General features: G+C 65.2%; 19 protein-coding genes and 1 pseudogene. 5 read left to right on the top strand and 15 right to left on the bottom strand.

The genetic code is table 11. The features are described 5' to 3' along the window. Positions 1-136, top strand: a pseudogene (locus tag D4Q52_RS23815) (IS110 family transposase); the annotation flags it as partial. A 356-nt stretch (positions 137-492) separates the two neighbouring features. Here the strand turns inward: D4Q52_RS23815 and D4Q52_RS23810 are convergent. From D4Q52_RS23810 to D4Q52_RS23800, 3 genes are read right to left on the bottom strand one after another with little or no spacing between them, the layout of a single operon-like run. Then, the gene (locus D4Q52_RS23810; RefSeq protein ID WP_119859063.1) at positions 493-867 is read right to left on the bottom strand and encodes a DUF6285 domain-containing protein; all 375 of its coding nucleotides are present in this window, start codon (positions 865-867) and stop codon (positions 493-495) included. 18 nt (positions 868-885) lie between these two features. Further along, positions 886-1,881: a phosphotransferase family protein gene (locus D4Q52_RS23805; RefSeq protein ID WP_119859062.1), complete on the bottom strand. Its 996-nt coding sequence runs from the start codon at positions 1,879-1,881 to the stop codon at positions 886-888. A gap of 6 nt (positions 1,882-1,887) precedes the next feature. Beyond that, entirely contained in the window at positions 1,888-2,688 is an 801-nt protein-coding gene (locus D4Q52_RS23800) for an enoyl-CoA hydratase/isomerase (protein ID WP_119859061.1), read from the bottom strand. 160 nt (positions 2,689-2,848) lie between these two features. On the opposite strand from D4Q52_RS23800, the gene D4Q52_RS23795 reads away from it, so the two are divergent. Beyond that, positions 2,849-3,628 carry an SDR family NAD(P)-dependent oxidoreductase gene (locus D4Q52_RS23795; protein ID WP_119859060.1) on the top strand — a complete coding sequence of 260 codons (780 nt, stop codon included), beginning with the start codon at positions 2,849-2,851 and terminating at the stop codon, positions 3,626-3,628. Between the two features lie 189 nt (positions 3,629-3,817). On the opposite strand, the gene D4Q52_RS23790 is transcribed toward D4Q52_RS23795, so the two are convergent. Next, a complete protein-coding gene (locus D4Q52_RS23790) occupies positions 3,818-5,500 on the bottom strand; it encodes a flavin-containing monooxygenase (protein ID WP_119859059.1) in 1,683 nt (560 codons plus the stop codon). Between the two features lie 182 nt (positions 5,501-5,682). Here D4Q52_RS23790 and D4Q52_RS23785 point away from each other — a divergent pair, with 182 nt between their 5' ends. Beyond that, positions 5,683-7,197: an acetyl-CoA acetyltransferase gene (locus tag D4Q52_RS23785; RefSeq protein WP_119859058.1), complete on the top strand. Its 1,515-nt coding sequence runs from the start codon at positions 5,683-5,685 to the stop codon at positions 7,195-7,197. A gap of 354 nt (positions 7,198-7,551) precedes the next feature. Here D4Q52_RS23785 and D4Q52_RS23780 read toward each other — a convergent pair whose 3' ends face one another. The 11 genes from D4Q52_RS23780 to D4Q52_RS23730 form a co-directional block, all read right to left on the bottom strand. After that, positions 7,552-8,754 carry an efflux RND transporter periplasmic adaptor subunit gene (locus D4Q52_RS23780; RefSeq protein WP_119859057.1) on the bottom strand — a complete coding sequence of 401 codons (1,203 nt, stop codon included), beginning with the start codon at positions 8,752-8,754 and terminating at the stop codon, positions 7,552-7,554. Then, positions 8,744-11,941 (bottom strand): efflux RND transporter permease subunit, encoded by a 3,198-nt coding sequence (locus tag D4Q52_RS23775; protein WP_119859056.1) that lies wholly within the window; start codon positions 11,939-11,941, stop codon positions 8,744-8,746. Before D4Q52_RS23775 ends, D4Q52_RS23780 begins: the two co-directional genes overlap by 11 nt. A 194-nt stretch (positions 11,942-12,135) precedes the next feature. Beyond that, positions 12,136-12,927, bottom strand: a complete 792-nt coding sequence (otnI, locus tag D4Q52_RS23770) for a 2-oxo-tetronate isomerase (RefSeq protein WP_119859055.1) — start codon at positions 12,925-12,927, stop codon at positions 12,136-12,138. Between the two features lie 63 nt (positions 12,928-12,990). After that, a complete protein-coding gene (locus D4Q52_RS23765) occupies positions 12,991-13,245 on the bottom strand; it encodes a type II toxin-antitoxin system RelE family toxin (protein WP_119859054.1) in 255 nt (84 codons plus the stop codon). After that, positions 13,242-13,439 carry a hypothetical protein gene (locus tag D4Q52_RS23760; protein WP_119859053.1) on the bottom strand — a complete coding sequence of 66 codons (198 nt, stop codon included), beginning with the start codon at positions 13,437-13,439 and terminating at the stop codon, positions 13,242-13,244. Before D4Q52_RS23760 ends, D4Q52_RS23765 begins: the two co-directional genes overlap by 4 nt. A 42-nt stretch (positions 13,440-13,481) precedes the next feature. After that, a complete protein-coding gene (locus tag D4Q52_RS23755; RefSeq protein WP_119859052.1) occupies positions 13,482-14,186 on the bottom strand; it encodes an ABC transporter ATP-binding protein in 705 nt (234 codons plus the stop codon). Next, complete coding sequence (locus D4Q52_RS23750) at positions 14,170-14,904, bottom strand: ABC transporter ATP-binding protein (protein WP_119859051.1); 735 nt, start codon at positions 14,902-14,904, stop codon at positions 14,170-14,172. The genes D4Q52_RS23755 and D4Q52_RS23750 overlap by 17 nt, the downstream gene beginning before the upstream one ends. After that, positions 14,901-15,887: a branched-chain amino acid ABC transporter permease gene (locus D4Q52_RS23745; RefSeq protein WP_119859050.1), complete on the bottom strand. Its 987-nt coding sequence runs from the start codon at positions 15,885-15,887 to the stop codon at positions 14,901-14,903. The genes D4Q52_RS23750 and D4Q52_RS23745 overlap by 4 nt, the downstream gene beginning before the upstream one ends. Continuing rightward, positions 15,887-16,765, bottom strand: a complete 879-nt coding sequence (locus D4Q52_RS23740; RefSeq protein WP_119859049.1) for a branched-chain amino acid ABC transporter permease — start codon at positions 16,763-16,765, stop codon at positions 15,887-15,889. The genes D4Q52_RS23745 and D4Q52_RS23740 overlap by 1 nt, the downstream gene beginning before the upstream one ends. Before the next feature lie 130 nt (positions 16,766-16,895). Continuing rightward, positions 16,896-18,146: an ABC transporter substrate-binding protein gene (locus D4Q52_RS23735; protein WP_119859048.1), complete on the bottom strand. Its 1,251-nt coding sequence runs from the start codon at positions 18,144-18,146 to the stop codon at positions 16,896-16,898. Between the two features lie 70 nt (positions 18,147-18,216). Continuing rightward, complete coding sequence (locus D4Q52_RS23730) at positions 18,217-19,035, bottom strand: putative hydro-lyase (RefSeq protein ID WP_119859047.1); 819 nt, start codon at positions 19,033-19,035, stop codon at positions 18,217-18,219. Between the two features lie 116 nt (positions 19,036-19,151). Between D4Q52_RS23730 and D4Q52_RS23725 the strand changes: the two genes are divergently transcribed. Both D4Q52_RS23725 and D4Q52_RS23720 read left to right on the top strand, forming a co-directional pair. After that, complete coding sequence (locus tag D4Q52_RS23725; protein ID WP_119859046.1) at positions 19,152-20,123, top strand: LysR family transcriptional regulator; 972 nt, start codon at positions 19,152-19,154, stop codon at positions 20,121-20,123. 72 nt (positions 20,124-20,195) lie between these two features. Then, positions 20,196-21,443, top strand: coding sequence for a Zn-dependent hydrolase (locus D4Q52_RS23720; RefSeq protein WP_119859045.1), 1,248 nt, complete (start codon positions 20,196-20,198; stop codon positions 21,441-21,443). Position 21,444: the final 1 nt, after the last annotated feature.

Below are 21,444 nucleotides of genomic sequence, written 5' to 3'. Positions count from 1 at the left end.
GCTGGCGCGCAAGCCGATCAAGCTGGCGGCGGTGGCGCTCGCCAACAAGATCGCCAGGATCGCCTGGAAGATGATGACTACTGGACAGACTTACGACGGGGCGCGGATGCAGGTCGCATCGCCGCGCGCCGCCTGAGAGATCGAGCGTCGGGCGGCGATCGTCCGACGCTCGAGCCGGAGCTGCAACGGGAGACAGATGGAACGATCGATCGAAACCGAGAGGCGAGACAATCCGTGGAATCCATCGGCACACAAAGGTCGGTAGGGTGTTTGGAGCTCGCGTCGCGGAAGCCATCTTGGCCAGCGGTCCATCGCGGCCGCACAAACAGGCCGCACATATGGATGCAAGCGATCCGATCAGACTCAAAATCCCTTGTGGCTTGGGGGCCGTCCACATATGGATTCCGGGTTCGCGCTTCGCGCGCCCCGGAATGACAAACGATAATGTGTCGGACACGGCGACGGAGTGCCTGTGGAAGCTCGGCCGATTAACTACTTCTGCCCCAATTCCCGCCGATAACTCGCGTAGTTTGGCTGGTCGACCGCGAGCTTCGCCAGCGTGGTCTGCCACAGATGATCCCGCAGCCCAGGCGTCGACAGGTCCATGGCACCGGACGCGATGCGCTCAGACAAGATGGTGTTGAGCTCACGCAGCGAGCCGTCGGCGCCGAGCAGCTCCTTCAGGCGCGCCAGCTCATCGGCATCGCTATGACCGGCCAGCGTCAACTGCCGCGTCACCAGATCAAGCGCGTTGATGCCAACGCGGAGTTTAAACGCGGCGTGGCCGGTGATTTGCGGCGCGATGTGGTCGCGCAGGAAATCGGCGACCGCCTTGATCAGTTCGTCGGGCCTCGGTTCGTCCTGCATCTCAGCCTCGCTCGATGACTAGCCGCGCGGTGCCAGCAGCCGCAGCAGATCGATTTCGGTTTCGGACGAGCGGCGGCCGATCATGGCGCGCTCCATCGAATGATCCGGGCCCAGGCGGAAGCGCTGCATCATGCCGCAGCACATGATGCCCCAGCGCAGCGTGCCCATCACTTCCCAGAACTTGACGCGATCAGGATCGACGGTGCCGCCCGCCTCCTGATAGCCCGCAAACATCTCCTCGCGCGAGCCGAGGCCGCCGACCGGCTTGTCGATCTCGCCGAACCGCCATGAATTAACGCAGACCCAGCCGAGATCCTCCATTGGGTCGCCGAGATGCGCCAGCTCCCAATCGAGCACGGCGCGCACGCCTTCCGGGCCGATGATTAGGTTGCCGTGGCGGAAGTCGCCGTGCACCAGCGTGATGTTTTTCGACGCGCCGGGGTCGTGATCGGCAAGCCAGCGCAGCGCCAGCTCGAACACCGGGCGCGGCCACTGCATCGCGCGATAATCGTCGCGGAGCAGACCGATTTCTTCGGTCGAACTGATCGTCCGCAGCGCCGGCAGCGCGGCACGATCGATGCCGTGCAGGCCCGCCAGAATGGTGCCGATCTGCCGCGCCAGTTTTGGCCGGGCGTCAGCGAACTCAGCGTCGCGCAAGATCTTGCGCGGAATGGTTTCGCCCTCGACCTTCTGCATGATGAAGCCGGCGCCGAGCTGATCGTCGTCGCTCAGCACATGCAGCACGCGCGGCGACGGCACGCCGGCGTCATAGGCCAGCCGCATCAACTCGGCTTCTGCATCCAGCCCCGCGGCGCGGCCCGACACGCTGCCATAGCCCGGCGGCGAGCGGCGCAGGATGGCGGCGATGTCGCCGTCCGGCCGCTCGATCACGAAAGACCAGGTCTCCTGGCTGGCGCCGCCGGACAGCTGCGCGGCGGCGCGGATTCCCGTCGCGCCCGCGCACCAGCGTTTGACGCTGTGCGCGAGCGCGTCCGCAATCGCGGGCGCGGCCATGCGCGGTTACTTGCCCTTGAACTGCGCCGGGCGCTTTTCGAGGAACGCGCCGACGCCTTCCTTGAAGTCGTCGGTCGAGCCGGCGATGCGCTGCGATTCGAATTCGAGGTTGAGTTGCTCTTCGAACGAGTTCTCCGGCGAGTCCCAATACAGCTTGCGGATCAGCGACAACGCGATGGTCGGACCATTGGCAAGCTCCTGCGCCAGCTTGATCGTCTCGCCCCACAGTTCGGCATCGTCATAGACGCGATTGACCAGGCCCCATTCCAGCGCCTTCTCGGCCGGCAGCTTCTCGCCGAGCAGCGACAATTCCACCGAGCGCGCCTTGCCGATCAGCCGCGGCAGCAGCCAGGTCGAGCCGCAATCCGGCACCAGGCCGATGCGGCGGAACGCCTGCAGGAAGTAGGACGACTTGGCGCACAAAATCATGTCGCCCATCAGCGCGAAGCTCATGCCGGCGCCCGCGGCGGGGCCGTTGACCGAGGTGACGATCGGGCAATGCAGCTTGCGCAGCCGGCGCAGGAACGGATGGAAGGCGGTCTCGAGCGCGGCGCCGGCGCCCTTGCCGCTCTGGCTCATGTTGTTGCCGGAATTGCGGCCCTGCAGATTGGCGCCGGTGCAGAACGCGCGGCCCGCGCCGGTGATCACCAGGCAACGTACTTCGGCGCGCTTGTCCTCGATCGCATCGAGCGCTTCGCCGAGCCCGCCGAGCATGTCGATCGACACCGCATTCATCACTTCCTGATGGTCGAGCTTCAGGACGGCGACCGGCCCGTCGAAATCGAGCGTGACGTGTTTGAACTGCATCGTTTCCTCGCTGTGTCCGCGTTATTCCGCGGTGTGGAAGGGTCTCGTTGTCGAGGCCATATTTGATTTTTGCGGCGCGCTTGTCCATGGTCGGACGACGATCACAGCGCGCAGCCGTGGGGCACGGTTTAGCGCCCAACAACAAAAATGGAAACGCTGTATGAGCATTTTCGATCTGAGCGGCCGCGTCGCAGTTGTGACCGGGGGCAATGGCGGCATCGGTCTCGGCATGGCGCAGGCGCTCGCCGCCGCCGGCTGCAACGTCTCGATCTGGGGCCGCAACGCCGACAAAAACAAGGCCGCGGTCGCGAGCCTCTCCAGCTTGCCCGGCAAGGCCGAGGCGCAGGTCTGCGACGTCACTGATCCGGCCTCGGTGAAAGCCGCGATGGATGCGACGCTGAAAGCTTTCGGCCGCGTCGACGGCTGCTTCGCCAATGCCGGCATCGGCGGCGGCGGACGGCAGAGCTTCATCGAGCGCACCGAAGAGCAGTGGCGCACGATGTTCGCCACCAATCTCGACGGCGTCTTCCACGCCTTCCAGGCCGCCGCACGGCACATGACCGAGCGCGCCGCCAATGGCGATGCGTTCGGCCGGCTGGTCGCGACCTCGAGCCTCGCCTCGATCTTCGGCACCGCGCGCAACGAGCACTATGCGGCCACCAAGGCGGCGATCAACGCGCTGGTGCGCGCGCTCGCGGTCGAGCTGGCGCGCCACAACATCACCGCCAACGCGATCCTGCCGGGCTGGATCAAGAGCGACATGACCGCCGGCATCATGGGCAACGACAAATTCGTCGCCAACGTCATGCCGCGCATCCCGATGCGCCGGTTCGGCGAGCCGGAAGATTTCGGCGGCATCGCCGTGTACCTGATGAGCAAGGCGTCGTCGTATCACACCGCCGACACCTTCGTGATCGACGGCGGCTACACGGCGTTCTGAGGCTGCCGAACGACGACAGCCGCGTCGTCGAAGCTGTCGATTGAAACTGGTTAGGCACGCCCCCACGCGTCCGTCATGGCCGGGCTTGTCCCGGCCATCCACGCCTTTGTGGCGGCGCAGGTTGCAAGGCGTGGATGCCCGGGACGAGCCGGGCATGACGTGTTGCGAGGCTCTGCGAAAGCGGAGTGTTTAGCTTGCAGCGGCGCGTTCGGACGTCGCAGCATGCCGCTCGGCGGTGGAGCCGCCACTCATCACAAACCCCTCGTAGCCCTTCGCCGCAACCTCGTTGCAGATCTGGCGATAGACGCCGACGCCGCCGATATAGGGCATGAACACGCGCGGCTTGCCGGGCACGTTGGCGCCCATGTACCAGGAATTCGCCTGCGGATAGAGCGTGCCGGCCGCGACCTCGTTGACATGGGCAACCCAGTCGTCTTCCGCGCGCTTGCTGGCTTCGATGCACAGCGCGCCACGCTGCCGCATCGCCACGAGGCAATCGGCGATCCAGTCGACGTGCTGCTCGATCGACAAGATCATGTTGCTCAGCACCGACGGGCTGCCCGGGCCAGTGATGATGAACAGATTGGGAAAGCCTGCGGTCATCAGCCCGAGATAAGTGCGCGGCCCTTCGGCCCATTTGTCGTTGAGCGCGCGGCCGGCGCGGCCCTTGATGGCGATCTTCGCCACCGAGCCGGTCATTGCGTCGAAGCCAGTGGCGAATACGATCGCATCGAGCGGATAGTCGCGGCCACCGGCGCGGAGTCCATCCGCCGTGATCCGATCAATCGGGTCGGCGCGAAGATCGACGAGCTCGACATTGTCGCGGTTGAACGTTGCATAGTAGTCGGTATCGACGCAGATCCGCTTCGAGCCGACCGGATGATCGCTCGGCTGCAGCTTGCGGGCGACCTCCGGATCCTTGACGATCTCGGCGATCTTGCTGCGGATGAAGTCGGCGGCGGTGTCGTTCGCCGCCTTCTCAAGCCCCAGATTGTTGTAGGCGGCCATGAAAGTCAGGCCGCCGCGCGTCCATCGGCCTTCGTAATTTCGCAGGCGCACCTCGTCGGGATCGTCGAAGGCGCCCTTGACGGGCGGCTCGGTGAAGATGCCGTTGCGCATCTCCTCGCGCGCCTTGCGGCGAAATTCCGGGTAGTTGTCACGAAACCATTGCCGCTCCTCGGCGGTGAGCGGCGCGTTGCGGGCCGGCACCGAAAAATTCGCGGTGCGCTGAAACACGGTGAGCCGTGCCGCCTGCTCGGCGATCAGCGGGATCGACTGGATCGCCGACGAGCCGGTGCCGATGACGCCGACGCGCTGGCCGGTGAAATCCACAGCTTGGTGCGGCCAATGCGCGGTGTGATAGATCGCGCCCTTGAAGTCGGCGGCGCCGGCGATGTCCGGCATCCGCGCGTTGGACAGGCATCCGGTGGCAAGGACCACGAACTGCGCCGACGACACAGCGCCATCGGATGTCGTCACCGTCCAGCGCTGCGCCCGCTCGTCGAACACCGCCGCCTCGACCCGCGTATCGAACTGAATGTCGCGGCGCAGATCGAAACGGTCGGCGACGTGGTTGGCATAAGCGAGGATTTCGGGTTGCGGCGCGTAGCGTTCGCTCCAGTCCCATTGCTGCTGCAATTCGTCGGAGAACGAATAGGAGTACTGCATGCTCTCGACGTCGCAGCGCGCGCCCGGATAGCGATTCCAGTACCACGTGCCGCCGACGCCCGATCCCTGCTCGAACACGCGCACCTTATAGCCCTGCCCGCGCAATCTGTGCAGCAAGTACATCCCGGCGAAGCCGGCGCCGACAACGATGACGTCATACTGCTGGTGCGGGACGTTGCTTGATCGAGCCTCGCTGGCAGTCATGTTCCACTCCCGATCTTTTGTTCGTTGGACACAGCATTTCCCTGGTCACAGCAAAGCGCAAGAGCGTGATATTCTGCGCGGCGGAAGCTCAGGCGCCGGAGCGGTTGACGGCCGCGACAAACCTCCGCGAGCCGGGTAAGGATGAAGCGAGCAACGACAACAAGAAACGAGACCGCAGGATCATGACAGCCGCGCTTCCGCCCGACCGCATTCCCGTCATCGCCGGCGTCGGCGAGATTGCCGATCACCCGAAGGATATCGTGCAGGGGCTGGAGCCGCTGGCTCTGCTGGAGGCCGCCGTGCGGCGCGCCGGCGACGACAGCGCGGAGAGTCTGGTCGGCCAGATCGACTCGCTCGACATCGTCAACTTCCTGAGCTGGCGCTATCACGAGCCGGAGCAGCAGCTCGCCAAGCGGCTCGGCGTGACGCCGCGGCATTGCTACTACGGCCCGGTCGGCGGCGAGAGCCCGATCCGCTTCATCCACGAGGCGGCGCTGCGCATCGCGCGCGGCGAAGCCCACGTCGCGGTGGTGTGCGGTGCCGAGGCGCAGTCGACCGCCACCAAGGCGGCGCGCGCCAAGCTCGAGCTGCCATGGACGCCGTTCGCCAGCGATGCGCCGGAGCCGAAGCGCGGCGCGGCGTTTCAGAAGCCGCTGGCGACGCAGCTCGGCGTGGCGCGGCCGATCACCGTGTATCCGCTGTACGAAGCCGCGACCGCGGCGCATTGGGGACAGACGCCGCGCCAGGCGCTCGCCGAATCCGGCGTGCTTTGGTCGCGCTACGCGGAGGCCGCCGCCGCCAATCCGAACGCCTGGATCAAGCGCGGCTATGCGCCGGACGAGATCACCAAGCCGTCGGCCGACAACCGGCTGATCGCCTGGCCCTACACCAAGCTGATGGTCGCCAATCCGAGCGTGAATTTCGGCGGCGCCGTGCTGCTGACCTCGCTGGCCAAGGCGCGCGAGGCCGGCATTGCCGAGGACAAGCTGATCTACATCCATGGCGGCGCTTCCGCCGAGGAGCCGCGCGATTTCCTGGCGCGCGATCAGTTCACGCAGAGCCACGCGCAGAATGCCGTGCTGGAGACCATCTTGGCGATGGTCGGCGGCGACGGCCGCGCCTTCGATGCGATCGAGCTGTATTCCTGCTTCCCGGTGGTGCCGAAGATGGCGCGGCGCACGCTCGGGCTCGGCGACGACGTGCAGCCGACAGTGACCGGCGGGCTCACGTTCTTCGGCGCGCCGCTCAACACCTACATGACCCACGCCGCCTGCGCGATGGTGCGCAAGCTGCGAGATGGCGGCAAGCTCGGCCTGCTGTACGGGCAAGGCGGCTTCGTCACCAAGCATCATGCGCTGGTGATCTCGCGCGAGGTACTTGATGCGTCGCTGGACGAGCACGTCAGCGTTCAGGCCAAGGCCGACGCCGCTTATGGCGAGGTGCCGCCGTTCATCACCGACGTGACCGGCGATGCGGCGATCGAGAGCTCGACGGTGATCTACACCGGCCGCGGCGAAGTCGAGCACGGCGTCGTGGTGCTACGCACCCCGGAGGGTGCCCGCACGCTGGCACGCGTGCCGGCGCAGGATCGGGCGACGCTGGCGGTGCTGGCTGACTTGGATCGCAGCCCGGTCGGCGCGCGTGGCGTAGTATCGGGCGGCGCCGATGGCGTGCCGGAGTGGCGGGCGGGCGATTAGAGATGGGCGCATGCTGATCGCCGACGCGGATAGCATCGGGCTTCAGAAACTCTGGCAAGACGCGTTTATCAGTTGAGAAGCCGGGTGCGTAATGGTTGGCGCATTGTGCGCGGCACCCTCACCCCAACCCTCTCCCGCAAGCGGGAGAGGGGGCGCGCTGGGATCGGTGTTAGTTCGAGGATGAACTTGCCGCCTAGTCCAGCGGGAGTTCCGCGGAACACGGCCAAACCGGACACCGTCATTGCGAGCGAAGCGAAGCAATCCAGCTCCTTGCACGGCGCTTCTGGATTGCTTCGCGGAGCCTGTCATCGGGCGGCGCTTTGCGCCGACCCGTTGGCTCGCAATGACGGCGACCTACCCCTTCACGTCCTGCTTCTCGGACGCGGTCGGCTTGCCCGATGCGCCGTCGTTGCCGACGACGCGGACTTTGTCGCCGCTGGAGAGGCCGTCGGGCGGCGCGATGATGATGCGGTCGTCGGGGGCGAGGCCTGAGGCGAGTTCGATTTCGCGGCCGAGGTCGCGCGCGATCTTGACGTCTTTCAGTTGCACGCGATCGTCGGGACCGACGGTGGCGACGCGCAGCCCGGCGCGGTTGAACATCAGCGCGCTGGCCGGGATGTACAGCGACACCTGATCGCTGGTCAGGCTGAGCTTCACATTGGCGTAGCCGCCCGGCATCAGCTCGCCCTTGGGATTGTCGAGCACGAGCTGCATCCGGGTGGTGCCCGTGCTGGCGTCGATCGCCTGCGATGACGCTTCGACCGTCGCCGGGAATGTCCGGTTCGGATATTCCGGCAGCGTGATCACCGCTTTGGCGCCGATCCGGATCATCGGCACGTAGGTCTGCGGCACATTGACGTAGACGCGCAGCCGGGCGATGTCCGACACGATGAACATCGCCGGACCGGCGTTGGAGCCGGCGCTGACCAGCGCGCCGACGTCGGTGTTGCGCTCGGTGACGACGCCGTCGAACGGCACGGTGATCTTCTTGTAGCCGGCCAGCGCCTCGAGCCGCTCGACATTGGCCTCGCCGGATTTCACCGCGGCTTTCTTGTTCGACAGATCCGCGGTGCGCTCGTCGATTTCCTGCGCCGAGACGAAGTTCGAAGCCACCAGCGTCTTGCGCCGATTGAGCGTCGCTTCCGACAACCGCGCGCTGGCCTGCTGGCTGAGGAGATCGGCGCGCGCCTGCAGCAATTGCTGATCGAGATCCGGCGCCTCGACTTCGGCGATCACCTGCCCGGCTTTGACCTTGGCGCCGATGTCGGCGCTCCAGCTCTTCACATAGCCGGAGACGCGCGCGTAGATCGGCGCGCGCGAATACGCCTCGAGCCGGCCTGGCAGATCCAGCGAGTTGGCGCGCGCCTTGCCGTCCGGCTTGGCCACCGCGACGCTGGGGATCGCCTGCTCGTTGGTCCAGGTGGTGAGTTCGGCATTGCTCTTCTGCCGGGCGCTGATGCCGGTGACGACCACCGCGACGGCGCCGCAGGCGAGCAGCAGGCCGGCGATGCCGAGCCCACGGCGGGACTTTTGCGGCGGCGGCGCTTCAGTGGACATGCGACATCTCCGGCGCCGGTGCGGCGTCCTGCGCCGGCTGTTGTTTCTTGTGGACCATGCTGAACACGACGGGCACGAACATCAGGGTGGCGAAGGTCGCGCATAGCAGACCTCCGATGACGGCGCGGCCGAGCGGCGCGTTCTGCTCGCCGCCCTCGCCGAGCCCGAGCGCCATCGGCGCCATGCCGATGATCATCGCCAGCGCGGTCATCAGCACCGGGCGAAAACGCACGAAGCCGGATTCCAGCGCGGCCTGGACCGGATCACCGAGCGCCGCGTAGCGCTCGCGCGCGAACGAGATCACCAGCACGCTGTTGGCGGTGGCGACGCCCATACACATGATCGCGCCGGTCAGCGCCGGCACGGACATCGTCGTACCGGTGGCGAACAGCATCCAGACGATGCCGGCGAGCGCGGCCGGCAGCGCGGTGATGATCACGAACGGATCGGCCCAGGACTGGAAGTTGACGACGATCAACAGATAGATCAGCACGATCGCGCCGAGCAAGCCGAACAGCAGGCCCGAGAACGCGCTGTTCATGGTCTCGACCTGGCCGAGCAGCACCACCGACGAGCCCTTCGGCACCTCGGCCTTGGTCTCGTCGATCACCTTGCGGATGTCGGCCGCCACCGCGCCGAGATCGCGGCCCTGCGTGGTGGCGAAGATCTGCACCATCGACTGGATGTCGTATTGCGAGATCACCGCGTTGCCGGCCGAGCGCGTGATATCGGCGATGCCGCCGAGGATCGGCGCGCTGGCGCCGGCGGTGCCGGTCGCCGAAATCGGGATCGTCTCGAGCTTGCCCAGCGAGTCGATCTGATATTGCGGCGTCTGCATCACGATCGAATACGACACGCCGTTATCGGGGTTGAGATAGTAGGTCGGCGCCACCTGCGACGAGCCGGCGAGGTTGACCACCAGGCTGTTGGTGACGTCGCGGGTGGTCAGCCCGACATATTGCGCGCGGGTGCGGTCGACGTCGATGTTGAAGGTCGGATTGTTCGGCGACTGCTGCAGCCGCGCGTCGGCAACGCCGGGGATGCGCTTGACCCTGGCGAGCAGCTTGCCGGCATATTCGAAGTTCGCCGCCAGATTGGCGCCGCGCACCTGCAGGTCGATCGGCGCCGGCGCGCCGAAATTGAGGATCTGGCTGACGATGTCGGCCGGCAGAAACGCGAAGGTCATGCCGGGGAATTGCCGCGGCAGCTGCTCGCGCAATTGCTTGACGTATTCCTCGGTCGGCTTGTGCTCGCCTTTCAGCTTGATCTGGATGTCGCCGTCCTGGGTGCCGATCACGCCCGTGTTGTTGTAGGTCAGATTGATGCCCGAGATCGGCATGCCGATATTGTCGGTCATGGTCTCGATCTGGTCCGGCGGAATGACGGTGCGGATCGCCTTCTGCACCTCGGCGAGTTGATTGGCTGTCTCCTCGACGCGGGTGCCGACCTGGGTGCGGACGTGCATCAGGATCTGGCCGGCGTCGACCGACGGGAAGAAGTTGCGGCCGAGAAATGGCACCAGCGTGAACGACACCGCGACCACCGCGAGGAAGCCGGCGACGAACAGCTTGCGGTGTCCCATCGCCAGCGTCAGCAGGTCGCCATAGCCGTGGCGGAACCGCGCGAACAGGCCTTCGAAGCCTTGCTGGAAGCGGACCAGCGGATTGCGCGAGCGCTGCTTGCCATCGAGGCTGCCGTGATGGACGTGCGGCTTCAGCAGATATTTCGCCATCGTCGGCACCAGCGTGCGCGACAGGATGAACGACCACAGCATCGCGAACATCACCGCCTCGGCCATCGGCACGAACAGGAAGCGCGCGACGCCCTGCAGGAAGAACATCGGCACGAACACGATGCAGATGCACAGCAGCGACACGAAGGCCGGCGTGACGATCTGATGGGCGCCGTCGAGGATCGAAGTCTCGACGTCCTTGCCCTGCTCGAGATGCCAGTTGATGTTCTCGATCGTCACCGTAGCGTCGTCGACCAAGATGCCGACGGCGAGCGCGAGCCCGCCCAGCGTCATGATGTTCAGCGTCTCGCCGATCGCTGACAGACAAATGATCGCGCCCAGCACCGACAGCGGGATCGACACCGCGATAATGATGGTCGAGCGCCAGCTGCCGAGGAACAGCAGGATCATCACGCTGGTCAGCAGCGCGGCGATGACGCCCTCGACCGCCACGCCTGCGATCGCGCCCCGGACGAACACCGACTGATCGCCGATCAGGGCGATCTTCAGCGAGTCCGGCATCGCGTCCTTGACCTCGGTAATCTTGCGCTTGATGCCATCGATGATGTCGAGCGTCGACACCGCGCCGGCCTTCAGCACCATCATCAGCACCGAGCGGTTGCCGTCGACGTGGACGATGTTGGTCTGCGGCGGATTGCCGTCGCGCACCGAGGCGACGTCGCGGATGTACACCATCGCGCCGTTCACCGCCTTGATCGGCAGATTGCCGAGGTCCTCGATCTTCAGCGGCGAGTTGTTGAGCTGGATGACGTATTCGAACTCGCCGATCTTCTGGGTGCCGACCGGCGTGATCAGGTTCTGCGCCGCCAACGCGTTGGCGACGTCCTGACCGGACAGCCCGCGGGCCTGCAGGGCGCTGGGGTTGAGGTCGATCTGGATCTGGCGCTGCTTGCCGCCGAACGGCCACGGAATCGCGGCGCCCGGAACGGTGACCAGCGGCGTGCGCAGCTGATTGATGGCGAGGTCGGCGAGGCTCTGCTCGGTCATGCCGTCGCCGGACAGCGCAAGCTGGATGATCGGAACCGTCGAGGCCGAATAGTTGAGGATCAGCGGCGGCGTCGCCCCCGCCGGCATCTGCTTGAGCAGCGTCTGCGAGATCGCCGTGACCTGCGCATTGGCGGTGCGGATATCGACGTTGGGCTGGAAGAAGATCTTGATGATGCCGAACCCGTTATACGAGTTGGCGACGATATGCTCGATGTCGTTGACCGTCGTGGTCAACGCGCGCTGGAACGGCGTGGTGACGCGGCCGGCCATCTGATCCGGCGGCAGGCCGGTGTATTGCCAGACCACCCCGATCACCGGAATGCGGATCTCCGGGAAGATATCGGTCGGCGTGCGCATCGCGGCGAGCGGGCCGACGATCAGCAGGAGCAGCGCGAGCACCACGAAGGTGTAAGGCCGGCTCAATGCGATGCGGACCAGCGATATCATCCGTCGGGTCGTCCCGGTTCTTTTTGGTGAAGGCCGCCTACCCGGCTGGCCATTACGTAGATTTACTGGAGCGCGGGCTTTTCGCCAAGCGGCACTGCCACCGGAGAATGAGGCATCACGCCCATTTCGCGGGCATTTCCGTCACCACAGGCCGTGGGTCACGACAGATTGAATGCAGTGCAGCACTAACGGCCTCACCCGCCTGTTGAAGTTCCAGCCCTGTACCCCGCGAACCAGCCGAGCCCATCAGTGGTGGCTGCCCGCGGCCGATACTCCGCGCCGACGAAGCCTGCGTAATCCAGTCGGTCGAGTTCCGCGAACAAGAATAGTGCATTCAGCTCCTCGCTGTCCGGCTCCTGGCGCGAGGGCACACTGGCGATCTGGATGTGGCCGATGATCGGGATCATCTCGCGCAGCCGCATCACGACGTCGCCGTGCAGGATCTGGCAGTGATAGATATCGAACTGCAGCTTGAGGTTGGGGATGCCGAGCTCGCGGATCAGGTCGCGGGCGACGCCGAAATCGTTCAGGAAATAGCCCGGCACATCGCGCGCATTGAGCGGCTCGATCATCACCTCGATGCCGTGCGGCGCGAAGAAATGCGCCGCCACCGCCAGCGAGCGGCGGAACGCCAAAGCAGCGGGGCCGTCACGGCTGTCGGCTATTCCAGCCAGCAGATGCACCCGCTTGGCGCCGGACGCCAGCGCGTACGGCAGCGCGGTGTGCAGGCTCTGCTGCAGCTCGTCGAACTTGTCGGGCCGCGCCGCAAAGCCACGCTCGCCGGCGGTCCAGTCGCCCGGCGGCAGGTTGAACAGCGCCAACGTCAGATCATGACGCTGCAGCCGCTCGGCGATGTCGCCCGGCGCATAGTCGTAGGGAAACAGAAACTCGACCGCCCGAAACCCAGCCGCAGCTGCGGCCTCGAACCGGTCGAGAAACGGCAGCTCGGTGAACAGAAACGAGAGATTGGCGGCGAAGCGCGGCATGCGCGAAATCCTGAATTGCACGTGACCATAACAACCCGTGCGGATCTGCGCAGCCACCCTCGCCTAGCGCAGCATTGCGTCGTAATCGGCATGAGAGCCGATCCAGAACCACAACAGACCATCTTCGACCGGTACCGCGAGAGCCCGATAGCCGAGGCCTATTCTGGCTGAGAACAGGCCCCCCACCTTCTTCAAATGCGGCGAAGGGTGATGCGGGTCGGCTTTCAACAGCGCGAAGTTCTTGTCGGCGAGATCGCGAATGGCAGGCGGCAACGCCCTGTAGGCGGTCCAGAACTTCGAGCTGGCGAGATGCCTCACAGCTCGCGTGAGCCGCCGCGCCGATACTCGGCGACGGCCTCAGCGGCGAGATCGTCCAAATTTCCTGCCGCTGAGTCTCCGGCGATCCGCTCGTCGAAACGCGTAGCGTCAAACGCCGCGAACCAAGCGCGAAACCGCGCCAATTGGTCTTCGGGGAGCTGCTCGACCGCCTTTTCGATATCCTCGACGCTCATGCCGAAAGCTTAGCACGAGCCCGCCCACGTGAGAACCGGCCGTCACAACCCCAAATACGCTTTACGGACGTCCGGGTTGTCCATCAGCTCGGCGGACTTGCCCTGCATCAGCACGCGGCCGGTCTGCAGGATGTAGGCGCGGTCGGCGATTTCGAGGCACTCGGCCATGCGCTGTTCGACGATCAGCACCGTCATGCCAGCGTCACGGATCTTCTTCACCGACTGGAAGATCTCGCTGACCAGCTTGGGCATGATGCCCTGCGACGGCTCGTCGAGCATCAGGAGGCGCGGCCGGGTCATCAGCGCGCGGCCGATCGCCAGCATCTGCTGCTCGCCGCCGGACAGCGTCTCAGCGCGCTGCTCGAGGCGCTCCTTCAGCCGCGGGAACAGGCTGAAGACAAACTCCAGCGGCTGCTCGCGGTCGGCCTTGCCGCGAAACATGTAGCTGCCGAGCCGCAAATTGTCGTGCACCGACAGCCGCGGGAACAGCCGCCGGTTCTCCGGCACGTACGCGATGCCACGCGCCGTGATCAGATGTTGCGCCGTGTTGGTGATGGTCTCGCCGTCAAACGCGACCGAGCCGGAGCGTGGCCGCTCGGCGCCGGCGATGGTTTTGATCAGTGTCGACTTGCCGGCGCCGTTGGCACCGGCGACGCACACGATCTCGCCCTTCTCGACCTCGATCGAGACCTGAGAGATGGCCACGAGCCCCTTGTAGGCGGTGGTGACCTCACGCACCGACAGCATGACGATCCCCTAGATAAGCAGTGATGACCTTCGGATCGCGCACCACGTCCGCAGGCTTGCCCTCGGTCAGCACCTTGCCGAGGTCGAGCACGATGGCGCGGTCGACCAGCGGCATGACGATTTCCATGACGTGTTCCACCATCAGCACGGTGACGCCGGTGTCGCGGACGCGGCGGACGAGTTCGACGCCGGTCTGCGCTTCGGTCGGCGTCAAACCTGTCAGCACCTCGTCGAGCAGCAGCAGCTTCGGCTCGGTCGCCAGCGCCCGCGCGACCTCGAGCCGGCGCTTCTCGGACGGGATCAGCTGATTGGCGAGCACGTCGGCGCGCGCGTCAAGGCCGCAGAATTTCAGCACCTCGTGCGCCTTGCGGCGCGCCTCGCGCATCACCGTGGTGCGGATCAGCGCGCCGACGATGACATTGTCGATCACCGTCATCGACTCGAAACTCTTCACCACCTGAAAGGTGCGGCCGATGCCGCGGGCGCAACGCGCCGTCGCCGGCAGCCTGGTGACGTCTGCGCCGTCGAAGATGATCGAGCCTTGAGTGGGCGGCAGCACCCCGGCAATCAGGTTGAACAGCGTCGACTTGCCGGCGCCATTGGGCCCGATCAGGCCGACGATCTCGCCGCGGCCGACCGAGATCGAGACGTCGGAATTGGCGACCAGACCGCCGAAGCGCTGCCAGACGCCGCGGGTCTCCAGCAAGGGCGTCGTCATTGCGGCACTCCCTTCGAAGCCGGGCGGCGCGAGAACAGGCCGATCAGGCCTTCGGGCCGCGCCAAGGCGATCACCACGATCACCGCGCCGTAGAGGATGAGGTCGACGCCGCGGCCGGAGCCGCCGATGAACGACCGCGTCACTTCGGTGAGCGGGATCAGGATCGCCGCGCCGAGCACCGGCCCCCACAGCGTGCCGATGCCGCCGAGCACGGCCGGCAACGCCATCAGCAGCGAGAACTGGAAGGTCATCACGCTCTCAGGATCGATGTAGGACACGAACATCGCATAGAACGCGCCGCCGATCGCGGTGAGGAAGGCGGACACCGCGGCGGCGCCCATCTTGGAGTTGAACACCACCACGCCGAGGCTTTCGGCCGCTTCGGGATTGTCCTTCACGGCGCGCCACCAGTAGCCCCATTTGGAATTTTCCAGCGACCAGGTGATCAGCCAGACCACGCAGCAGAACACCAAGGCGAAGTAGTAGTAAGGCAGCTTGCTGCGGGTGAACTGGAACTTGGCCCAGCTGTCGCCGCGCACCGGAATGTCGATGCCGAGCGCCGCGCCGGCCCAGTCCCAATTGTGGAACAGCAGGAAGCCGATCTCGGCGATCACGATGGTGGCGATCACGAAGTAATGGCCGCGCAGCCGGAACGTCGGATAGCCGAGCGCCAGCGCGATCGCCGCCGAGATCACCCCGCCGCCGAGCATGCCAAACCACGGCAGCACGCCGAACTTGGTGAACAGCAGCGCCGTCGTATAGGCGCCGAGCCCGAAATACAGCGCGTGGCCAAGCGAGATCTGGCCGCAATAGCCGCCGAGAATATTCCAGGCCTGCGACAGCGCCGCGTACATCAGGGTCAGCACCATGATGTTCTGGACGTAGACGTCCTTGACGAACAGCGGCGCGCAGGCGGCTGCGGCGGCGAGCACGGCGGCGACGATGAGGTCGCGGCGGCGGCGGTTGAGGTGAGCCTGGTCCATCAGATCGATCCGAACAGGCCACGCGGCCGAATGAAGACAACCAGCAGATACACGGCATAGATGCCGATCGACTTCAGCGACGGCGGCAGGATCATTGCGGTGGTCGCCTCGACCAGGCCGACGATGATGCCGCCCGCAAAGGCGCCGAACACGCTGCCGAAACCGCCGAGCGCCACCGTGACGTAGGCGATCAGCGCGAACGAGGCGCCGACATCGGGATAGATGTAGAAGAACATCGCCATGACGGCGCCGGCGAGCCCGATCAGCGCCGAGCCGAGGCCCCAGCCGAGCGCGAACACCTTGTTCTTGTCGATGCCGACCAGCGCCACCGCGCCGGCGTCCTCACGGGTCGCCTCGAGCGCACGGCCGAAGTCGGTCTTCTTCATGAAGAAGTACAGCGCGCCGAACGCGGCGAGCGACACCAAAGCGCCGACCAGTTGCGGCACCGGCAGGAACACCCCGCCGATCTCGATCGTCTTGCCGCCGAGCCAGGAGACGTTGATGCTGCGATAGTCCGGGGTGAAGAAGTACTGCGCCAGGCCGCGCATCAGGATGGCGAGACCGAAGGTGGTGAAGATCTGCACCATGCCGATATTGGCTTTGGCCCGCATCGCAAACCTGACCACAAACAAATAAGCGAGTGCTCCGAACAGGAACATCGCCGCCGCGACCAGCGGCATCGACAACAATGGGTCGATCGCGAAGAACGCGAACAGGAAGAAGGTGATGTACATCGCCAACATCAGGAATTCGCCGTGGGCGAAGTTGGTGACGTCCATCAGGCCGAAGATCAGAGCCAGGCCGACCGCGACCAGCCCGTAAAGGAGTCCCATCAGCAGGCCGCTGGCCAGGGACTGGATAATCGTGGCGGTGGTCAAAGCCCTCTCTCCGTCATTGCGAGCGAAGCGAAGCAATCCATGACGATGGCGGAGCGCTGGATTGCTTCGTCGCTACGCTCCTCGCAATGACGGCGACGCCGAAGCGTCCCCGTCCATCTCGCGAGCTCGGCTACGGCATCGGCCAGATCGCCTCGGCAACCTTGGCCTGCTCGGGGAAGATGGTGACAAACTTGCCGTCGACATATTGCAGCAGCACCGGGTCGGCGAAGGTGTTCTGGCCCATGTCGTCGAACTTGACGCGGGCCCACGGCATGATGGTCTGCTCCCCCGGCATGTCGGTAGCGACCAGCGCCTCGCGGATCTTTTCGCCATCGGTCGACTTGGCGCGGTTGATGGCATCGGCCATCACGATCAGACCCATGAACTGCCGCGACGAGTAGTCGTTGAAATCCTTGCCGGACTTCTCCTTGTACATGTCGTTGATCTTGCCAACCATCGGCCGCTTCTGCGCGAGGTCGATCGAGAACGAACCGCGCGAGATCACGCCCGGAATCTTGTCGCCGACCGCGTCGTACAGCGCCTTTTCGGAGAAGCCTGCGTCCTGCGCGACGATGTTCTTGGCCTTGTAGCCGAGTTCGCCCATGGTACGGATCAGCAGAATGCCGTCGGTGGTGTAGCTCGACGGCATCAGCACGTCGGCGTTGGCGGCCTTGAGCTGCTGCACTTCGGCGGTCAGCGACGGCGAGTTGGCGCGATACTTGATGTCGGCGGCGACCTTGTAGCCGCGCTCCTGCGCCAGCTTGAGCTGGGCGTTGGCCGAGTCGGTGCCGAAGATGGTGTCTTCGTGGAACAACGCCAGCGTCTCGATCTTCTGGCCCTTCTTCTTCAGCGCATCGAAGAAGTCGAACATCGCCTGCGAGAACATCTCGTCGTGCGGCGCGGCGCGGAAATAATACTTCAGGCCACGGCGATGCAGGCTGGGCGACGAGTTGTCGGCTGACAGGAACGGAACCTGATAGCGCTCGCAGATCTGACTGACCGTGACGGCGACGGCGCTCTGATAGGTACCGACAATGGCGCAGACCTTTTCCTGAGTGATCAGGCGCTCGGCCTCGGCGCGTCCCTTCTGCGGATCGGCCTGATGGTCGGCAAATACCAGGCGGATCTTGGCACCGCCGAGTCCGGGCAGGCCTTCACCGCGCGCCAGCGGCAGGTCGTAGTCGTATTTGTTGTTGATCAGTTCGGCCGCGGTCTGGAACGCCTTCTGGGCATCGACGCCGATCTGCGCGCTGGCGCCGGACAGCGGATAAATCACGCCGATCACGACTTCCTTGGCCTGGGCGCGAGCGGCGGTGGCGAACGGCAGCACGGCTGCGGTGGCGGCGCCGCCCAGCAGGAGATTACGGCGATCGATCTTCATGTCATATTCCTTTGTTACCAGCGCTGTCGGTCAAGGATCGAGGTTTTTGGGATCGAAGGTTCGGTTGGCCTCACAGCACCGCAAGGTGCTTGTTCTTCAAGTCGGTGACAAGCATCAATCCGGGGGCATGTGTAATTGCAAACGGCACTTTCGCAGCCGCGATGACCGCCTGCGGAGTGACCCCGCACGCCCAGAACACCGGCAATTCGTCCGGCGCGATGCTTACCGCATCGCCATAGTCCGGCTTGGCGATGTCGGCGATGCCGATCGACTGCGGCAAACCGATATGCACCGGCGCGCCGTGCACCGATGGAAAGCGCGAGGTAATCTGCACGGCGCGGATCGCGTCCTTCGGCTTCAGCGGCCGCATCGACACTACCATCGGCCCGGCGAACGGGCCGGCCGGCGTGCACGGAATGTTGGTGCGATACATCGGCACCCGGACCTTCTCGTCGATGTGCCGGATCGGGATATCGTCGGCCAGCAGCGCCTCCTCGAAGGAGAACGAACAGCCGATCACGAAGGCGACAAGATCGTCGCGCCAATGCTCCATGACGTCCGCCGGCTCGTCGATCACCTCGCCGTCGCGCCAGACCCGGTAGGCCGGCACGTCGGTGCGGATGTCGAGATCGACGCCGAGCGACGGGATCATCGGATTGCCGACGTCGGACATGCCGATGATCGGGCAAGGTTTGGGATTGAGCTGGCAGAAGCGATGAAAGGCAGCAGCGTATTTCTCGGGGAGAATAGCCAGATTGCCCTGAACGTAGCCGGGCGCGACGCCGGCGGTAGAGTCGGCAAGGCCAGCGCGATAAGCGAGCCTCGCCTGCTGGGATGGACTCATCGAACCATCGGCCTGGAACTGCTCACTTGCCGCAAAAACAGTCATTCTTTCGCCCTGCCTAGTCTCTCGACAGTACTGGAGCGCAAGCCTAGTATAATGTCTAATCTTTGTTTCTGATCAGAAACGATAAAACTTCTTTATCCGAATAGGAGCTCACCCCCATGGTGGACTTCAAGGCGCTTGAGACGTTCCTCTGGGTCGTGACGCTCGGCAGCTTCCGCGGCGCCGCGCAAAAGCTGAACACCACACAGCCTGCAATCTCGCAGCGGATCGCGCAATTGGAACGAGAACTTGGCGTCCGCCTGCTTCAACGCGACCACCGCCTGGCTTCGCCGACGCCAAGCGGGCGTCAACTGATGCTTTACGCGGAAAAGCTGATTGGCTTGCGCACCGAGATGCTTGCGGTGGTCAGTGATCAGTCCAGCATGCGCGGCGTGCTGCGGCTGGGCGTGGCGGAGACCATCGTGCACACCTGGCTGCCGCGGCTGATCGAGCGGGTCAACCGCCTGTATCCTAATCTGTCGCTCGAGATCGAAGTCGATATCACGCCGAACCTGCGGGCGCGGCTGCTTGCGCAGGAGATCGAGCTCGCCTTCCTGCTCGGGCCGATGACGGCGTCGACGGTGCGCAGCCGGGTGTTGTGCGACTACGCGATCGGCTTTCTGGCCAGCCCCTCGCTCGGGCTCGGCGACGACGAACTGACGGTCGAGGACCTCGCAAGATTTCCGGTCATCACTTTCCCGCGCAAGACGCAGCCTTATGAGATCGTGCGCTCGCTGTTCAACAAGCCGGAGCTGCCGCCGATCCGGCTGCACGCCTCCGCCTCGCTCGGCACCGTGGTGCACATGGCGATCCAAGGCCTCGGAATCGCGGTGATTCCGACCGCCATCGTCGAGAGCGAACTCGCCGATGGACGCCTCAAGCTGCTGCACACCAACCTCAAAATTCCGCCGTTGCGCTTTTCGGCGAGTTGGCTCGCCTCCCCCGACACGGTTGCGATCGAGCGCGTCGCCGAGCTCGCCGTCGACATCGCCCACAGCGGCGGCTTCATGCCAGAAGCTGCATCGGAAACTCCGTCGGATGCAGCGCAGCTCCGCGAAGATCTTCCGGCGCGCGAGCCGGCCATCGGTTGACGCGCGTCGCGGCGCGTTGAACTCTCTGACCACCACCGCGCCGCCCGGCGCTGCACGATATCCGGAGCCACCATGACCAAGCCTGCCTCGAACCTGCAGATCGACTCCGCGCGCCTGTGGGACACCATCCACACCACGGCTCAATTCGGCGCGACGCCGAAGGGCGGCGTCAGGCGGCTCACCCTCGGGCCGGAGGACAAGCAGGTGCGCGACTGGTTTCGCAGCGCCTGCGAGCAGGCGGGCCTCGACGTCCGCATCGACGCGCTCGGCAACATGTTCGCGCTGCGCAACGGCCGCGACATGTCGAAGCCGCCGATCGGGCTTGGCTCGCACCTCGACACCCAGCCGACCGGCGGCAAGTTCGACGGCATCCTCGGCACGCTCGGTGCGCTCGAAGTCATCCGCACACTGAATGACGCCGGCATCGAGACCGAGCTGCCGCTCTGCGTCACCAACTGGACCAATGAGGAAGGCTCGCGCTATGCGCCGGCGATGATGGGATCGGCGGCATTCGTCGGCGACTTCACGGTCGAGGATATTCTCGAGCGCAAAGACGCGGCGGGCGTGAGCGTCGCCGAAGCGCTCGACAGCATCGGCTATCGGGGCGAGCAGCCGGTCGGCGCGCAACCGTTCAGCGGCTTCATCGAACTACATATCGAACAGGGACCGATCCTCGAAGCAGAAGGCAAGACGATCGGCGTGGTCGAAAACGGCCAGGGCGTGCTGTGGTACGATGGCAAGATCATCGGTTTCGAGAGCCATGCCGGCTCCACGCCGATGAACCTGCGGCGCGATGCGCTGGCGACGCTATCGGAGATCGTGCTGGCGGTGGAAAGGATCGCGATCGAACTCGGCAATGCGGTCGGCACCGTTGGCGAAGCGGTGATCGCGGCGCCGTCGCGCAACGTCATCCCCGGCGAAATCGCCTTCACCATCGACGCCCGCAGCGCCGACGCGGCGATCTTGGCTGAGCTCGACACCCGGATCCGCGCCGCGGCGGCCGAGATCGCCGCCAAGCGAAAGGTCGAGGTGACGCTCGATGCGGTGTGGCGCAAGGAGCCGACGCATTTCGACAAGACGCTGGTCAGCGCGGTCGCGACGGCCGCCGAGACGCTCGGCTACGCCAGCCGCCGCATCACCTCGGGAGCCGGCCACGATGCCTGCAACCTCAACACCAAGATTCCGGCCGCGATGATCTTCGTGCCGTGCAAGGATGGCATCAGCCACAACGAGCTCGAAGACGCCACGCAAGCCGATTGCGCCGCCGGAGCCAATGTGTTGCTGCACACCGTGCTGTCGCTCGCCGGCGTCGCGAAGTAAC

The sequence above is a fragment of the Rhodopseudomonas palustris genome (assembly GCF_003591005.1).
GTDB classification, from domain to species: Bacteria; Pseudomonadota; Alphaproteobacteria; order Rhizobiales; family Xanthobacteraceae; genus Rhodopseudomonas; species Rhodopseudomonas palustris_K.
Note: the sequence above shows the minus strand (reverse complement) of the source record. Positions and strands in the feature narration are given on the sequence as shown.

Bases quoted from the DNA above. Each gene is read 5' to 3' on its own strand.
- D4Q52_RS23810 (WP_119859063.1), bottom strand. From the start codon at position 867: ATGCAGGACGAACCGAGGCCCGACGAACTGATCAAGGCGGTCGCCGAT.
- D4Q52_RS23805 (WP_119859062.1), bottom strand. From the start codon at position 1,881: ATGGCCGCGCCCGCGATTGCGGACGCGCTCGCGCACAGCGTCAAACGC.
- D4Q52_RS23800 (WP_119859061.1), bottom strand. From the start codon at position 2,688: ATGCAGTTCAAACACGTCACGCTCGATTTCGACGGGCCGGTCGCCGTC.
- D4Q52_RS23795 (WP_119859060.1), top strand. From the start codon at position 2,849: ATGAGCATTTTCGATCTGAGCGGCCGCGTCGCAGTTGTGACCGGGGGC.
- D4Q52_RS23790 (WP_119859059.1), bottom strand. From the start codon at position 5,500: ATGACTGCCAGCGAGGCTCGATCAAGCAACGTCCCGCACCAGCAGTAT.
- D4Q52_RS23785 (WP_119859058.1), top strand. From the start codon at position 5,683: ATGACAGCCGCGCTTCCGCCCGACCGCATTCCCGTCATCGCCGGCGTC.
- D4Q52_RS23780 (WP_119859057.1), bottom strand. From the start codon at position 8,754: ATGTCCACTGAAGCGCCGCCGCCGCAAAAGTCCCGCCGTGGGCTCGGC.
- D4Q52_RS23775 (WP_119859056.1), bottom strand. From the start codon at position 11,941: ATGATATCGCTGGTCCGCATCGCATTGAGCCGGCCTTACACCTTCGTG.
- otnI (WP_119859055.1), bottom strand. From the start codon at position 12,927: ATGCCGCGCTTCGCCGCCAATCTCTCGTTTCTGTTCACCGAGCTGCCG.
- D4Q52_RS23760 (WP_119859053.1), bottom strand. From the start codon at position 13,439: ATGAGCGTCGAGGATATCGAAAAGGCGGTCGAGCAGCTCCCCGAAGAC.
- D4Q52_RS23755 (WP_119859052.1), bottom strand. From the start codon at position 14,186: ATGCTGTCGGTGCGTGAGGTCACCACCGCCTACAAGGGGCTCGTGGCC.
- D4Q52_RS23750 (WP_119859051.1), bottom strand. From the start codon at position 14,904: ATGACGACGCCCTTGCTGGAGACCCGCGGCGTCTGGCAGCGCTTCGGC.
- D4Q52_RS23745 (WP_119859050.1), bottom strand. From the start codon at position 15,887: ATGGACCAGGCTCACCTCAACCGCCGCCGCCGCGACCTCATCGTCGCC.
- D4Q52_RS23735 (WP_119859048.1), bottom strand. From the start codon at position 18,146: ATGAAGATCGATCGCCGTAATCTCCTGCTGGGCGGCGCCGCCACCGCA.
- D4Q52_RS23730 (WP_119859047.1), bottom strand. From the start codon at position 19,035: ATGACTGTTTTTGCGGCAAGTGAGCAGTTCCAGGCCGATGGTTCGATG.
- D4Q52_RS23725 (WP_119859046.1), top strand. From the start codon at position 19,152: ATGGTGGACTTCAAGGCGCTTGAGACGTTCCTCTGGGTCGTGACGCTC.
- D4Q52_RS23720 (WP_119859045.1), top strand. From the start codon at position 20,196: ATGACCAAGCCTGCCTCGAACCTGCAGATCGACTCCGCGCGCCTGTGG.